At 67.7% G+C, this 14,258-nt stretch carries 17 protein-coding genes; 10 read left to right on the top strand and 7 right to left on the bottom strand.

Annotated features, from left to right (window positions below):
• Window positions 1-125: 125 nt before the first annotated feature.
• From A9W96_RS02335 to A9W96_RS02320, 4 genes are read left to right on the top strand one after another with little or no spacing between them, the layout of a single operon-like run.
• Window positions 126-1,289 (top strand): steroid 3-ketoacyl-CoA thiolase, encoded by a 1,164-nt coding sequence (locus A9W96_RS02335; protein ID WP_066877041.1) that lies wholly within the window; start codon window positions 126-128, stop codon window positions 1,287-1,289.
• 21 nt (window positions 1,290-1,310) lie between these two features.
• Complete coding sequence (locus A9W96_RS02330; protein ID WP_197499376.1) at window positions 1,311-1,703, top strand: hypothetical protein; 393 nt, start codon at window positions 1,311-1,313, stop codon at window positions 1,701-1,703.
• Between the two features lie 8 nt (window positions 1,704-1,711).
• The gene (locus A9W96_RS02325; protein WP_066877039.1) at window positions 1,712-2,164 is read left to right on the top strand and encodes a nitroreductase family deazaflavin-dependent oxidoreductase; all 453 of its coding nucleotides are present in this window, start codon (window positions 1,712-1,714) and stop codon (window positions 2,162-2,164) included.
• A 40-nt stretch (window positions 2,165-2,204) separates the two neighbouring features.
• Window positions 2,205-2,657: a nitroreductase family deazaflavin-dependent oxidoreductase gene (locus A9W96_RS02320; RefSeq protein WP_066877037.1), complete on the top strand. Its 453-nt coding sequence runs from the start codon at window positions 2,205-2,207 to the stop codon at window positions 2,655-2,657.
• Here the strand turns inward: A9W96_RS02320 and A9W96_RS02315 are convergent.
• The gene (locus A9W96_RS02315) at window positions 2,654-3,559 is read right to left on the bottom strand and encodes an SDR family oxidoreductase (protein WP_067137737.1); all 906 of its coding nucleotides are present in this window, start codon (window positions 3,557-3,559) and stop codon (window positions 2,654-2,656) included. The genes A9W96_RS02320 and A9W96_RS02315 overlap by 4 nt on opposite strands.
• Window positions 3,560-3,574: 15 nt before the next feature.
• Window positions 3,575-4,369 (bottom strand): SDR family oxidoreductase, encoded by a 795-nt coding sequence (locus tag A9W96_RS02310; RefSeq protein WP_156749113.1) that lies wholly within the window; start codon window positions 4,367-4,369, stop codon window positions 3,575-3,577.
• A gap of 59 nt (window positions 4,370-4,428) precedes the next feature.
• Between A9W96_RS02310 and echA20 the strand changes: the two genes are divergently transcribed.
• Genes echA20 through A9W96_RS02280 form a run of 6 tightly spaced genes read left to right on the top strand, consistent with a single transcriptional unit; the run spans window position 4,429 to window position 9,338 of the window.
• The gene (echA20, locus tag A9W96_RS02305) at window positions 4,429-5,187 is read left to right on the top strand and encodes a (7aS)-7a-methyl-1,5-dioxo-2,3,5,6,7,7a-hexahydro-1H-indene-carboxyl-CoA hydrolase (RefSeq protein WP_067137735.1); all 759 of its coding nucleotides are present in this window, start codon (window positions 4,429-4,431) and stop codon (window positions 5,185-5,187) included.
• A complete protein-coding gene (gene ipdA / locus A9W96_RS02300; protein ID WP_066877463.1) occupies window positions 5,184-6,068 on the top strand; it encodes a cholesterol ring-cleaving hydrolase subunit IpdA in 885 nt (294 codons plus the stop codon). Before echA20 ends, ipdA begins: the two co-directional genes overlap by 4 nt.
• Window positions 6,065-6,817, top strand: a complete 753-nt coding sequence (gene ipdB / locus A9W96_RS02295; RefSeq protein ID WP_067019916.1) for a cholesterol ring-cleaving hydrolase subunit IpdB — start codon at window positions 6,065-6,067, stop codon at window positions 6,815-6,817. The genes ipdA and ipdB overlap by 4 nt, the downstream gene beginning before the upstream one ends.
• A 2-nt stretch (window positions 6,818-6,819) precedes the next feature.
• Window positions 6,820-7,899, top strand: coding sequence for a (3aS,4S,5R,7aS)-5-hydroxy-7a-methyl-1-oxo-octahydro-1H-indene-4-carboxyl-CoA dehydrogenase (gene ipdC, locus A9W96_RS02290; protein ID WP_067137730.1), 1,080 nt, complete (start codon window positions 6,820-6,822; stop codon window positions 7,897-7,899).
• A gap of 54 nt (window positions 7,900-7,953) precedes the next feature.
• On the top strand, window positions 7,954-8,601 hold the full coding sequence (locus tag A9W96_RS02285) for a SatD family protein (RefSeq protein WP_082972006.1): 648 nt from the start codon (window positions 7,954-7,956) through the stop codon (window positions 8,599-8,601).
• Window positions 8,598-9,338 (top strand): hypothetical protein, encoded by a 741-nt coding sequence (locus A9W96_RS02280; RefSeq protein ID WP_066877470.1) that lies wholly within the window; start codon window positions 8,598-8,600, stop codon window positions 9,336-9,338. Before A9W96_RS02285 ends, A9W96_RS02280 begins: the two co-directional genes overlap by 4 nt.
• 38 nt (window positions 9,339-9,376) lie before the next feature.
• Here the strand turns inward: A9W96_RS02280 and A9W96_RS02275 are convergent, their stop codons facing one another.
• From A9W96_RS02275 to ipdF, 5 genes are all read right to left on the bottom strand, one after another.
• Entirely contained in the window at window positions 9,377-10,285 is a 909-nt protein-coding gene (locus A9W96_RS02275) for an endonuclease domain-containing protein (protein ID WP_067137725.1), read from the bottom strand.
• 117 nt (window positions 10,286-10,402) lie between these two features.
• A complete protein-coding gene (fadA6, locus tag A9W96_RS02270; protein WP_066859651.1) occupies window positions 10,403-11,563 on the bottom strand; it encodes a steroid 3-ketoacyl-CoA thiolase FadA6 in 1,161 nt (386 codons plus the stop codon).
• Between the two features lies 1 nt (window position 11,564).
• Window positions 11,565-12,185, bottom strand: coding sequence for a TetR family transcriptional regulator KstR2 (gene kstR2 / locus A9W96_RS02265; protein ID WP_156749304.1), 621 nt, complete (start codon window positions 12,183-12,185; stop codon window positions 11,565-11,567).
• Between the two features lie 78 nt (window positions 12,186-12,263).
• Window positions 12,264-13,436, bottom strand: coding sequence for a DUF4878 domain-containing protein (locus A9W96_RS02260; RefSeq protein ID WP_082972005.1), 1,173 nt, complete (start codon window positions 13,434-13,436; stop codon window positions 12,264-12,266).
• Between the two features lie 82 nt (window positions 13,437-13,518).
• A partial coding sequence (gene ipdF / locus A9W96_RS02255) for a (5R,7aS)-5-hydroxy-7a-methyl-1-oxo-2,3,5,6,7,7a-hexahydro-1H-indene-carboxyl-CoA reductase (protein WP_197499375.1) occupies window positions 13,519-14,258 on the bottom strand: 740 nt, incomplete at its 5' end.

Raw genomic sequence — 14,258 nt, 5'->3', positions numbered from 1 at the left:
GCGCTCCTTTTACAACACTAATTGCAACGTGTTCTAGTGCCAGTAAAACACGCCTCCTGCGCAGATAAAAGGCAGGTCACCATCCTCGCTTGTCAGAGTAATGAAACGTGTTCTAGCCTGACGGAATGGGTAACCCTGTCATCGTTGAAGCCACTCGTAGCCCCATCGGCAAGCGGAACGGCTGGCTGTCCGGCTTGCACGCCACCGAGTTGCTGGGTGCGGTGCAGAAGGCTCTCGTCGAGAAGGCCGGCATCGACGCCGGCGACGTCGAACAGATCGTCGGCGGCTGCGTCACACAGTACGGCGAGCAGTCCAACAACATCACCCGGGTCAGCTGGCTCGTCGCCGGGTTGCCCGAACACGTCGGCGCCATGACCGTGGACTGTCAGTGCGGCAGCGGTCAGCAGGCCAACGGCCTGGTCGCGGGCCTCATCGCGGCGGGCGCCATCGACATCGGCATCGCGTGTGGGATCGAGGCCATGAGCCGCGTCGGGCTCGGCGCGAACGCCGGTCCGGACCGGACCATCCTGCGTCCCTCGTCGTGGGACATCGATCTGCCCGACCAGTTCACCGCCGCCGAGCGGATCGCCAAGCGGCGCGGCATCACCCGTGAAGAGATCGACGAGTTCGGGTTGGCCTCCCAGACGAAGGCCAAGCAGGCCTGGGAGGAAGGCCGCTTCGACCGCGAGATCTCCCCGATCGAGGCCCCGGCACTCGACGAGAACAAGCAACCGACATCCGAGCGCGTCACCATCAGCCGCGACCAGGGCCTGCGCGACACCACGCTGTCAGGTCTCTCCGCGCTGAAGCCGGTGCTCGAGGGCGGAATCCACACGGCAGGAACGTCGTCACAGATCTCCGACGGCGCGGCGGCCGTGCTGTGGATGGACGAGGACAAGGCCAAGGCGTTGGGCCTGCGGCCGCGGGCCCGCATCGTCAGCCAGGCCCTGGTCGGCGCCGAGCCGTACTACCACCTGGACGGGCCGGTGCAGTCGACGGCGAAGGTGCTGGAGAAGGCCGGGATGAAGATGGGCGACATCGACATCACGGAAATCAACGAGGCTTTCGCGTCGGTGGTGCTGTCGTGGGCGCGGGTGCACGACCCGGACATGGCGAAGGTCAACGTCAACGGCGGCGCCATCGCGCTGGGCCACCCGGTCGGCAGCACCGGCAGCCGGTTGATCACCACCGCGCTACACGAGCTGGAGCGCACCGACCAGACCACCGCGCTGATCACCATGTGCGCCGGTGGTGCCCTGTCGACCGGCACCATCATCGAGCGCATCTAGCGCTCGGTGAGTTTTCCGCACCTGGTGAGCATCCCCGACGACCGCCGCATCGCCGCGGCGCAGTCCTACATCGACGCGCTGGTCAACCATGACGGTGACGCCGTTCCGTTCGCGCCCGGGTGCACCCGCGTCGAGCAGGGCATCAAGAACGGTTTCTCCGGAAATCATCTGCGGCGCAGCCTCAATCGCGGCCTGCAGTACCGGTTGCTCGCGCAGACGACGCCACCGGATTACCGCGTCGACGGCGACCGGGTGCACGCGTCCTACCAGGTGCTGACCAAGGCGGGCATCGGTGGCCGGCGCCTCGCCGCACACGTCGACGAGACCTTCGTGATTCCGGCCGAAAGCGCAAGCGGCAAAGCCGAAATCCACCACATCAAGGTTCGCTTCCACCCCTTTATCCAAAATCGTTAAGGACCGTCATGCCGAAACCGAAGCCGCGCGCACTGAACTCGCCGTGGGTCAGCTTCATCATCAAGTGGATGGCCAAGAGCAACGCGTGGATCTACAAGCGCAGCAACGGAAAATACGGCAACACCTTCCAGAAGGCTCCGGTCGCGCTGCTCACCACCACGGGCCGCAAGAGCGGCGAACCCCGGGTGAGCCCGCTGCTCTACCTGCGGGAGGGCGACCGGGTGATACTGGTCGCCTCCAAGGGCGGCAGCGACAAACACCCGCAGTGGTATCTCAACCTCAAGGCCAATCCCAAGGTCTCCGTGCAGATCAAGGACGAGGTGCTGCAGCTGCAGGCCCGTGACGCCACCGAGGCGGAACGCGCCGAGTACTGGCCCAAGCTGGACGCCATGTATCCGTCGTTCGACGACTACCGGGCATGGACCGATCGGGTCATCCCGATCGTCATCTGCGACCCCTGACGTTTCCCGTGCGTCCCGGTGGGGAATCATCCCGGGCAACATGTCCGACCGCCGCTGGATCCGCAACTCGCGCCCGATTGCGCTGCTGCTCAAGTATTTCGCGCGCGCCCACATCTGGGTGTACCGACGCACCGACGGCAAGATCGGCGCGAAGCTGTTGCGGTTTCCGGCGGCGCTGCTGACCACGACCGGACGCAGGTCCGACCAGCCGCGGACCACCGCGACGCTCTACCTGCTCGACGGCGACCGGGTGATCCTGCCCGCGACCTTCGGCGGGCGCGACGAAGACCCCTTGTGGTACCTCAACCTCAAGGAGAATCCCGACGTGCGGGTCCAGATCCGCGCCCAGCGCCTGGACCTGGTCGCCCGCGATGCCACGGACGCTGAGCGGGAACGGTATTGGCCACGCCTGACGCGGATGTACCCGCCCTACCGCAAGTACCGCGAGGCCGCCGACCGGGTCATCCCGCTCGTGGTGTGCGAACCCCGCTAGGCGCCGTAGACGGGGACGGGACGGCGCGCCTTGGCGAGCAGGTCGGCCACGACGCGGCCCAGCTCCGCGGGATCCCACCGCGCGCCTTTATCGATCTCCGGTCCGTGGGCCCAGCCCTCCGCGACGCGGATCTTGCCGCCCTCGACCTCGAAGACCTTGCCGCTGACGTCGCGGGCTTCGGCGCTGCCCAACCAGACCACCAGCGGTGCGATGTTTTCCGGCGCCATCGCATCGAAATCCTGGTCCTGCGTTGCCATCATCTCGGCGAACACGGTCTCGGTCATCCGGGTGCGCGCCGAGGGCGCGATGGCGTTGACGGTGACGCCGTAGCGCCCCATCTCGGCGGCGCCGACCAACGTCAACGCCGCGATGCCCGCCTTGGCGGCGCTGTAGTTGGCCTGCCCGACGCTGCCCTGCAGGCCGGCACCCGAACTGGTGTTGATGATCCGGGCGTCAACGGTTTTGCCCTCTTTGGACAGCCCACGCCAGTACGCCCCGGCGTGCCGCATCGTGGCGAAGTGCCCCTTGAGATGCACGGCGATGACGGCGTCGAACTCCTCTTCGCTGGTGTTGGCCAGCATCCGGTCGCGAACGATGCCGGCGTTGTTCACCAAAACGTCCAGGCCGCCGAAGGTTTCGACCGCGGTCTGGATCAGGCCGGCCGCCTGGTCCCAATCGGCGATGTTGGATCCGTCGGCGACGGCTTCACCGCCGGCCGCGGTGATCTCGTCCACCACACTCTGGGCGGCGCTGCCGCCGCCGGCCGGCGAACCGTCCAGGCCCACCCCGATGTCGTTGACCACCACACGCGCGCCTTCCTCGGCGAACGCCAGCGCATGCGCACGACCGATGCCGCCGCCCGCTCCAGTGACGATGACGGCGCGGCCGTCAACCACTCCCATATTTCCGTCTCTCCTTTACTTGATCGCGCTGGCGTTCGTGGTGGCCAAATAGTGCGGTGGCTCGCCGCCGCCATGCACCTCCAACGAGGCACCGCTGATGTAGGACGCCGCATCGGATGCCAGAAACGCTGCGGCCCAACCGATGTCGGCAGGTTTGGCCAGCCGGCCGAGCGGCACATTCTTCGAGATCGCGGCGATGGACTCGGCGTCGCCGTAGAACAGTTCGGACTGCTCGGTCTCCACCATGCCGACCACACAGGCATTCACCCGGACCTTCGGCCCCCACTCCACGGCCAGCGTCTGCGTGAGGCTTTCCAGGCCCGCCTTGGCCGCGCCGTAGGCCCCGGTCCCCGGGGACGGCCGGCGCCCGGACAGACTGCAGATGTTGATGATCGATCCGCCCTGCCGCTGGCCCTGCATGTGCGCGTTCGCGTGCTGCGAAACCGACAGCCCACCAATGAGATTGAGTTCGATGATCTTGCGGTTGAACTTGGCGCTGGACTCCGCGGTCAACACGAAGGGCGATCCCCCGGCGTTGTTGACGACCACGTCGAGCCGGCCGTGCCGGTCCACGATGGCGTCGATCAACCCCTTGACGGCGTCGTCGTCGCGGATGTCGCAGGAGTGGAACTCGTAGGGCAGCCCCTCGACCGCGCGGCGCGCGCAGGTGACGACGGTGGCACCCTGCCCGGCGAACACCGAACTGATCCCGGCCCCCACCCCGCGCACGCCGCCGGTGACGAGAACCACCCGCCCTGCCAGCCCCAAGTTGATGGCGTCAAAAGGGGGGCATGCTTCGGCGCGAGTCACTGTGCTAGCGTACCAAGCAAGTGCTTGCTTAGGTAGTTACCCCACAAGGAAGTGGCACCTTGCCCATCACATCCACCACCACCGAACCGGGCATCGTCGCGGTTACCGTCGACTTCCCGCCCGTCAACGCCATCCCGTCGCGCGGCTGGTTCGAACTGGCCGACACCATCACCGCGGCCGGCCAGAACCCCGAGACCCATGTGGTGATCCTGCGCGCCGAGGGCCGCGGCTTCAACGCCGGGGTCGACATCAAGGAGATGCAGCGCACCGAGGGATTCACCGCGCTCATCGACGCCAACCGCGGCTGCTTCGCCGCGTTCCGCGCGGTGTACGAGTGCGCGGTGCCCGTCGTCGCGGCCGTCAACGGGTTCTGCGTCGGCGGCGGCATCGGACTGGTCGGCAATGCCGACGTCATCGTCGCCTCCGACGACGCCACCTTCGGTCTGCCGGAGGTGGAACGCGGCGCGCTCGGCGCGGCCACCCACCTGTCCCGGCTGGTGCCCCAGCACATGATGCGGCGGCTGTTCTTCACAGCGGCCACCGTCGACGCCGGCACCCTGCACCACTTCGGTTCGGTGCACGAGGTGGTGCCGCGCGACGAGCTCGACGAGGCGGCCCTGCGGGTCGCGCGCGACATCGCCGCCAAGGACACCCGCGTCATCCGGGCCGCCAAGGAGGCGCTGAACCTCATCGACGTGCAGCGGGTCAACTCGAGTTATCGCATGGAGCAAGGCTTTACGTTCGAGCTCAATCTCGCCGGCGTGTCCGACGAGCACCGTGACGCGTTCGCCGGTACGACGAAGGGTGAGAAGTCGTGAGCGACAAGAGAACCACCCTCGACGACGTCGTCGCGCAGTTGCGCAGCGGCATGACGATCGGCATCGGCGGCTGGGGATCGCGGCGCAAACCCATGGCGTTCGTCCGGGCCCTGCTGCGCACCGACATCACCGACCTGACCGTGGTGACCTACGGCGGGCCGGACGTCGGCCTGCTGTGCTCGGCCGGCAAGGTCAAGCGGGTCTACTACGGATTCGTCTCGCTGGACTCCCCACCCTTCTACGACCCCTGGTTCGCCAAGGCCCGAACCGGCGGCACGATCGAGGCCAGGGAGATGGACGAAGGCATGCTGCGATGCGGTCTGCAGGCGGCCGCGCAACGCCTGCCGTTCCTGCCGATTCGGGCCGGGCTGGGCAGTTCGGTCCCGGACTTCTGGGAGGGCGAGCTGGCGACCGTGACGAGCCCGTATCCGGCACCCGGCGGCGGACACGAAACCCTGATCGCGATGCCGGCGCTGCGCCTGGACGCCGCGTTCGCCCATCTCAATCTTGGTGACGCGCAAGGCAATGCGGCCTACACCGGCATCGACCCGTACTTCGACGACCTCTTCCTGATGGCCGCCGAGAAGCGCTTCCTGTCGGTGGAGCGCGTCGTTTCCACCCAGGAGCTGGTCAAGGCGGTCCCCCCGCAGGCGCTGCTGGTGAACCGGATGATGGTCGACGGCGTGGTCGAGGCACCCGGTGGGGCCCACTTCACCACCGCCGCACCCGATTACGGGCGCGACGAGAAGTTCCAGCGGCATTACGCCGAGGCGGCCTCGACCGACGAGGGTTGGCAGCAGTTCGTGCAGACCTTCCTGTCGGGCAGCGAAGAGGACTATCAGGCGGCCGTGCGCGCTTTCAAAGAGGAGGCCTCGTCATGAGCGGCGACGCGATCACCCGACCCGAGATCTGCGCGGTCGCCTGTGCCGAATTGTTCCGGGACGCAGGCGAAATCATGGTCAGTCCGATGACGAACATGGCCTCGGTCGGTGCCCGGCTGGCCCGGCTGACCTTTTCGCCGGACATCCTGCTGACCGACGGTGAGGCGCAGCTGCTGGCCGAGACCCCGGCGCTAGGCGCGTCGGCACCCGTCGAGGGCTGGATGCCGTTCGGCCGCGTCTTCGAAACCCTGGCCTGGGGCCGGCGCCACGTCGTGATGGGCGCCAATCAGGTTGACCGCTTTGGCAATCAGAACATCTCGGCGTTCGGCCCGCTGCAGCAGCCCAAGCGCCAGATGTTCGGCGTGCGCGGGGCGCCCGGCAACGCCATCAACCACGCGACCAGCTACTGGGTGGGCAACCATTCCAAGCGGGTGTTCTGCGAGAAGGTCGACATCGTCTGCGGAATCGGCTGGGACAACGTGGACGACGACAATCCGGCGTTCCGCTTCGCCAACACCTACCGGGTGGTGTCCAACCTCGGTGTGTTCGACTTCGGCGGGCCCGGGCGCAGCATGCGGGCGGTCTCGCTGCACCCCGGCGTTTCGGCCGACGAGGTCGCCGAGAACACCTCGTTCGAGGTGCACGGCCTGGAGGGCGCCGAGGAGACCCGGCTGCCGACCGACGACGAGCTGCGCCTGATCCGCGAGGTCATCGACCCGAAGTCGCTGCGCGACAGAGAGATCCGCTGACGGTGGTTACGAAGCTGCGCACGCCGCTGACCGAGCTGGTCGGTGTCGAGCACCCGGTGGTCCAGACCGGGATGGGCTGGGTGGCCGGCGCGCGGCTGGTGTCCGCCACGGCCAACGCCGGCGGGCTGGGCATCCTGGCCTCGGCCACCATGACGCTGGACGAACTGGCGACGGCCATCGCCAAGGTCAAGGCCGCCACGGATAAGCCGTTCGGCGTGAACATTCGCGCCGACGCCGCAGACGCCGGCGATCGCGTGGACCTGATGATCCGCGAGGGCGTCAAGGTGGCCTCCTTCGCGCTGGCGCCCAAGCAGGAGCTCATCGCGCGGCTGAAAGAGGCCGGCGCCGTGGTGATTCCGTCGATCGGCGCGGCCAAGCACGCCCGCAAGGTCGCCGGCTGGGGCGCCGACGCGATGATTGTGCAGGGCGGCGAGGGTGGTGGGCACACCGGCCCGGTCGCCACCACGCTGCTGCTGCCCTCGGTGCTCGACGCCGTGCAGGGCAGCGGCATTCCGGTGATCGCGGCGGGCGGATTCTTCGACGGACGCGGTCTGGCGGCCGCGCTGAGCTATGGCGCCGCCGGCGTCGCGATGGGCACCCGGTTTCTGCTCACCTCGGATTCGACGGTGCCCGACGCGGTCAAGCGCCGTTACCTCGAATCGGCGCTGGACGGCACGGTGGTCACCACCCGGGTGGACGGGATGCCGCACCGGGTGCTGCGCACCGGTTTGGTGGAGAAGCTGGAAGGTGGTTCGCCGGTGCGGGGCCTGACCGCGGCCGTGCGCAATGCCGCCAAGTTCAAGCACATGTCGCAGATGACCTGGCGGTCGATGATCAGCGACGGCCTGGCGATGCGGCACGGCAAGGAGCTGACCTGGTCTCAGGTGGTGATGGCGGCCAATACCCCGATGCTGTTGAAAGCCGGGCTGGTGGACGGCAACACCGACGCCGGCGTGCTGGCTTCCGGCCAGGTGGCCGGCATCCTCGAGGACCTGCCGTCGTGCGCCGAACTGATCGAGTCGATCGTGCGAGACGCCGTCCGGCACCTGCAGGCGGCGTCGGCTCTCATCGAAGAGGTGTAACGCCTCGATAAAGCGTATAGCTAAATCCTCGCATGATTAAGCTATACTCTTCAAATGGCTCGGATGAAGCTGGGTCCTTCATCACGGGCGACGCTCATCGGTGACGTCGTCGGTTCCCGGCGTGCCACCGACCGCTCGAAGCTGCATGGGAGCCTGGCGGCCGCCCTGCGACACGTCGCCGCCGAAGCTATCGGCCCGCCCGCGTTCACCGTCGGCGACGAGTTCCAGGGCAGTTACCCGACCGTCGGCTCCGCGATCGATGCCGCCCTGACGCTGCGGCTGGCCGTCGGCCCCGACATCGACGTCCGGTTCGGCATCGGCTGGGGCTCGGTCACCATCCTCGATGCCGCCGCGGGAATCCAGGACGGCCCGGGCTGGTGGACCGCCCGTGAGGCCATCCAGCACACCGCGGAGGCGCAGCGGCAGCCCGGCTTGACGCTGGTACGCACGACGTTTCGGGCCGAGGCCGGCACCCGCGACGACGTCGCCGCCGTCAACGCCGCCCTGATTTGTCGGGACCATCTGCTTGGATCGCTTGATGAACGGTCATTGCGGATAGTGAGGGGCTTGATGACGGGCCGGACCAAAAAGGAGCTCGCCGCCGAAGAGGGCATCAGCCCGTCGGCGGTGTCCCAACGCGCGAGCCGCGACGGCCTGGACTTGATTGTGCTTGCCAGTCAATACCTTCGGAGTCTGCCGTGAGCGCCGTGGCGGTCTTTCTCATCGCCCTCGGCGTCGCCGACCTCTGCCGGCGTGCGGTCGGTGCGCTATGGCCACCGCTGCTGGCCGGGCCGGTGGTGGTGCTGGCGTGCGCGGGGCTGGGCGCCCTGTGGCGTGCCGGGGACATCGCGCTGCTCGTGCTGGCCGCCGCGGCGGTGGTGGCGTGGGAATGGCTTTGCGCGCGAAGCGAACTCAGCGGCAAAAACCAGATCGCTCCGCTGGCGGTGTTCGGCGGCGCGCTGGCGGTGCTGGCCCTGTTATCCGGCTGGTCCTCGCCGGGCGGCGGCGTCGTCGCGCGGTGGTCGGCCTGGGTTCACCTGCCACTCAGCCATGTCACGCCCGCCCGGTTGCTGATGCTCGTCGGCGTGATGCTGGTCCAGTTCGCCACCGCCAATCAGTTGGTGCGCCTGGTGCTTGGCTCGGTGGGCGCGGTGCGCCCACCCGGTGAGCCGCAGCCGTCGGATCGGCTCAAGGGCGGCCGGCTGCTGGGGCCGCTGGAGCGGCTGCTGATCCTCAGCCTCGGCGTCGGCGGCCAGGTGGCCGCGGCCAGCGCCGTCGTCGCGGCCAAGGGCATCATCCGATTCCCGGAATTGAACGCCCAGACCAACCGCGACAACGGCGTCGGCATCGACGAGGTGACCGAGTACTTCTTGGTCGGCAGCTTCACGAGTTGGCTGCTCGCCCTAGGCGGCATTGGCCTGGTGGTGGCGACCCGGTAGGCGGCCGAATCCGGTAAAAAGTTGACCCAGGGTGAATTTCACGACGCGACACGCCGCGGTGCCGTCGAGGATTTCACGCTCGGTGGCCCAGGGCGCCATCCCGCGGCCCGCATCGCGTTGACGACACGGGCAATGAGGGTGCCATGCCGATAGCGGAGAAGGTCGCTGCCGACCCGCACGATCGTCCAGCCCAAGTCGGCCAATGCGGTGTACCGGTCGATGTCGCGATCGCGCTGCCCGGCGTCCGTCCAGTGCTGCGGTCCGTCGTACTCGATGCCGACGCGCAGCTCGCGGTACCCCATGTCGATGCGGGCAACGAAGTCGCCGTAGTCGTCGCACACTCGGATCTGTGTCTGTGGCACAGGCAAACCCGCGTCGATCAGCACCAGCCGGGTGCGGGTCTCCTGCGGAGACTCCGCGCCGCTGTCCACCAGCGGCAGCACCGCTTTGAGCCGACCCAGGCCGCGCATGCCGCGATGCCCGGCCAGCACGGCTTCGATGTCGCTGATTTTGACGCCGGTGACGTTCGCCAGCGCATCGAGCCGCTGCACCGCGGACAGCCGCGACGATGTCCACCGTCCAACATCGAAAGCGGTGCGCGCCGGACTGGTCACTGGCATGCCGTCAACTTCGACTACCTCACCGGGGAGCAGTGTCTCGCTGTGCACGACGATGCCGGCGGGTGGGCGGCGATTGCCGTGCACCAGCTCAGCATCGAGCGTCGGACTCACCCACTTCGCCCCGAGCATCGCGGCCGCCGAGTTCCCCGCGATGACGCCGTTGCGCCGCGACCAAAGCCATGCCGCCCGCGCGCGTTCGCGCGCCGTCAGCGCGATGCCGCCAGGCGCGTAGACACCCGGATGGACAGGCTCGAAGAGGGAGCGCATTGCCCGCTCGGGCATCACTTTTGCCGCCAGGGCCTCACTGCCCAGGAAGAGCTCCGTCATGCCGCCGATGGTGCCAACCCGCACCGACAACCTCGCGAATGTGAATCCTACGACGCGACACGCGGTTGACGCGTCGTAGCTTTCACACTGGGCGACGGAAGCGAGTGCTGCACGAGGTCAGAGGCGCTCGATGATCGTGACATTGGCCGTGCCGCCGCCCTCGCACATCGTCTGCAGCCCGTAGCGGCCACCGATGCGCTCCAGCTCGTTGAGCATGGTGGTGAACAGCTTGGCGCCGGTGGCACCCAGCGGGTGACCGAGCGCGATCGCCCCCCCGTTGGGGTTGACCTTCTCCGGGTCGGCCTTGATCTCCTTGAGCCAGGCCAACACCACCGGCGCGAACGCCTCGTTGATCTCGACGGTGTCGATGTCGTCGATGGACAGCCCGGTCTTGTCCAGCGCGTAGCGGGTCGCCGGGATGGGCCCGGTCAGCATGAACACCGGGTCGGCGGCGCGGGCGCTGATGTGGTGGATGCGTGCCCGCGGCGTCAGGTTGTGCTCCTTGACGGCCTTTTCGGACGCGAGCAGGACGGCACTGGCACCATCGGAGATCTGGCTGGCCATGGCCGCCGTCAACCGGCCCCCCTCGACCAGTGGCTTGAGCCCGGCCATCTTCTCCAGCGACGACTCGCGCGGCCCCTCGTCAACCCGGAACGGCCCGGATTCGGTTTCCACGGTGATGATTTCGTTGTCGAAGTGGCCGCCGCGAATGGCCGCGAACGCGCGCTCGTGGCTGGTCAGCGCGTAGCGCTCCATCTCTTCGCGGGACAGGTTCCACTTCTCCGCGATCAGCTCGGAGCCGCGGAATTGTGAGATCTCCTGGTCGCCGTAGCGGTGCAGCCACTGCTTGGATTCGTTTGTCGGTGAGGTGAATCCGAACTGCTCGCCGACCGTCATGGCCGACGAGATCGGGATCTGGCTCATGTTCTGCACGCCGCCGGCGACGATCAGATCGGCGGTGCCGGACAGGACCGCTTGCGCGCCAAAGGAAATGGCCTGCTGGCTGGATCCGCACTGCCGGTCGACGGTGACGCCGGGAACCTCTTCGGGATAGCCCGCGGCCAGCCACGAGAGCCGGGCGATGTTGCCGGCCTGCGCGCCGATGGCATCGACACAGCCGGCGATCACGTCGTCGACGGCGGCGGGATCGACGTCGACCCGGTCGAGCAGGCCGCGCCATCCCAGCGCACCGAGATCCACCGGGTGAATTCCGGCCAGCGACCCGCCGCGCTTGCCGACCGCGGTACGCACAGCGTCGATGACGTACGCCTCAGGCATTTCAGACTCCTTCTTCGATGTTCTTTGATTCCGCAGTGATCCCGCCAAGCACGATGGCGAGATATTGCTGGCCCACCTGCTCCGCGGTGAGCGGTCCGCCGGGTTGATACCAGCGCACCGACACCCAGGTGGTGTCACGGATGAAGCGGTAGATCAGGTCGACGTCGAGGTCGGGCCGGAAATACCCCTGTTCGACGCCCTGATTGAGCAACTCGAGCCACATCTTGCGCTGTTGCCGGTTCATGTCCTCGATGTAGGAGAACCGGGGCTGAGACAACAACCGCTGGGCTTCGTCCTGGTAGATGACGACCTGCGCGTGCCGGTGCTCGATCGCCTCGAACGACGCCATGAACAGCCCCTTGAGCCGCTCCAGGGGGTTGGCCTCGCTGTCGACGATTTCGCGATAGCGCGCGAACAGCCAGTCCAGGAAACTGCGCAACAGTTCGTCGACCATCTCCTCCTTGGAGGAGAAGTGGTGATACAGGCTGCCGGACAGAATGCCGGCGCTGTCGGCGATGTCCCGGACGGTGGTGGCGCGCAATCCACGCTCGGCGAACATCGTCGCGGCGAGCTCCAGTAGCTCGTCTCGCCGGCTGTTCGCCTGACCGGGCACTCGGTCCACCCGATCAGAGTATCAACCAAGCGCTTGCTTGGCCACCGAGGCCTTGGTTTCCGATCCGCGGCCGCTCCGTCAAGAGCGTCAGCGCAGCGAGACCACCGGCGGATTCTGCGACTCGTCGGCGTTGCCGGACACGAAGGTGTCGACGACGCTCGTCTTGGTGCCGCCCGACCGGGTCTGGGCCGTCAGCGGGAAGTTGACCGACCCGGAGAAGGACGCCTCGAGTCGGAAGGGATCGAACAGGTTGATCTTGAGGCCGCTGATGTCCGGTTTGCCCCAGGCTGCGGTCCCGTCCACCAGGTCGTAGTCGAAGGCGTGCTGCGGGCAGTCGGCCGGTCGCAGTTGGTTCGAGTTCGCACAACTGGCCAGCGCCGCCGATATCGCGGAGCTGGTCGCGGCCAACCCCTTGTCGCTGAGTTTGAATTCCAGGTCGTTGAAGTACGCGCCCGATGTCGTCAGATTGTCAAGCAGGAAGGGCTTTTTCGTGTTGACGGCCAGGTTCGGGTTGCTGCTGGAGACGTCCAGCCAACCGGGGAAGACGTACACCGGCGCGGTGCCGACGGGCTTGCCGAAGAACGTCGCGGTTTTGACGGCGGCCTGCTCGATGCCCGCGTTCAGCGTGTCCACCTTGATCGCGGCGTGGTCGAGTTTCCAGTCGCTGCCCGCCTTCTTGATCGACATGGTCACGTCCGAGGTGTTCTCGCCGAATTTCGCCGACACGTGCACCTGCCCGAAACCGAAAGCGTGCGCGGAATTGTCGTCGAGGATCTTGATGTCGGTGATCGGCCACCGCGCGATCTGCCGCTTGAGGATGTCGTCGGTCAGGAACTCCTTGGACGCCGGCTGATCGGTGCTGTACGACAGCGCGGCCTGCGCATCGCCGCGGGCCAGCGCCTCGAGGTAACCCTTGGCGGCATCACCGGCGCTGCCCGACCCGCCGCCACTGCTGACCGCGATCACGGTGATGACAACCACGACAAGCACCGCGGCGGCCACGCTCAGCCCGATGATCCACGGCTTGCGATTGCGTTGCCCGGGACCGCCCTGCGGCCCGTTGAACTGGGCGACGGTGACCGGCGGTGGCGAGGGCCACCCCCCGTACGCGGGCTGCCCGAAAGGGGTTGGCTGACCCCCTTGACCCCAGTGCTGCGGCCAACCCGCGTCGGATTGCCACGGGGCACCCGGTGGCTGGCCGGGTGTGCTTGCGGGAGGCGGGTTCTCACCCCACGGTCGGTGACCCGGTCCGTCGCTCACTGCACCCTCCCACCTGCGTCAACCGCGTTGGTCGACAATTGTAAACACGTCGCGGACCGGCGCTAGTCAGCGATATCGCAGCTCATGGGTGCTGACTGGACACCGAGATGACCTCGCCGGTCAGGTAGCTGGAGTAGTCGCTGGCGAGGAACGCGATGGTGGCCGCCACCTCCCACGGTTCGGCGGCGCGCCCGAAGGCTTCGCCGGCCGACAGCCGGTCGAGCAGATCGGCCGACGACGTCTTCTCCAGAAACTTGTGTCGCGCGATGCTCGGCGACACCGCGTTGATCCGCACGTCGTACTCCGCGGCTTCGATTGCGCTGCAACGGGTCAGCGCCATCACGCCGGCCTTGGCGGCGGCATAGTGCGCCTGCGAATGCTGAGCCCGCCAGCCCAGGACGCTGGCGTTGTTGACGATCACCCCGCCGTGCGGCGCGTCACGGAAGTAGCGCAGCGCCGCGCGGGTGGCGCGGAACACCGACGTCAGGGTGACGTCCAGGACCCGGTCCCACTCCTCGTCGGTCATGTCGACCACCGGCGTCTGCCCGCCCAGCCCGGCGTTGTTCACCAGGACGTCGACGCGTCCCATCCGCGCGGTCGCCGACGCGAACAGCGCATCGATCTGCGCGGTCGACGTCACGTCGCACAGCACGCTTTCGACCCTGCCCTGGCCGAGCGCGGTGAGCTGGTCGGCGGTCTCCCCCAACCGGCGTTCGTGGTGATCCGAGATCACCACGTCGGCACCCTCGGCCAGCGCCCGTCGTGCCGTCGACGCGCCGATGCCGGTGCCCGCGGCGGCGGTGACGACCACCACCTTGCCCT

This window comes from Mycobacterium sp. 1245852.3 (assembly GCF_001669335.1).
GTDB classification, from domain to species: Bacteria; Actinomycetota; Actinomycetes; order Mycobacteriales; family Mycobacteriaceae; genus Mycobacterium; species Mycobacterium europaeum_A.
Note: the sequence above shows the minus strand (reverse complement) of the source record. Positions and strands in the feature narration are given on the sequence as shown.

Coding starts and splice junctions, on each gene's coding strand:
- A9W96_RS02335 (WP_066877041.1), top strand. CDS start 126: ATGGGTAACCCTGTCATCGTTGAAGCCACTCGTAGCCCCATCGGCAAG.
- A9W96_RS02325 (WP_066877039.1), top strand. CDS start 1,712: ATGCCGAAACCGAAGCCGCGCGCACTGAACTCGCCGTGGGTCAGCTTC.
- A9W96_RS02320 (WP_066877037.1), top strand. CDS start 2,205: ATGTCCGACCGCCGCTGGATCCGCAACTCGCGCCCGATTGCGCTGCTG.
- A9W96_RS02315 (WP_067137737.1), bottom strand. CDS start 3,559: ATGGGAGTGGTTGACGGCCGCGCCGTCATCGTCACTGGAGCGGGCGGC.
- ipdB (WP_067019916.1), top strand. CDS start 6,065: ATGAGCGGCGACGCGATCACCCGACCCGAGATCTGCGCGGTCGCCTGT.
- A9W96_RS02285 (WP_082972006.1), top strand. CDS start 7,954: ATGGCTCGGATGAAGCTGGGTCCTTCATCACGGGCGACGCTCATCGGT.
- A9W96_RS02275 (WP_067137725.1), bottom strand. CDS start 10,285: ATGACGGAGCTCTTCCTGGGCAGTGAGGCCCTGGCGGCAAAAGTGATG.
- fadA6 (WP_066859651.1), bottom strand. CDS start 11,563: ATGCCTGAGGCGTACGTCATCGACGCTGTGCGTACCGCGGTCGGCAAG.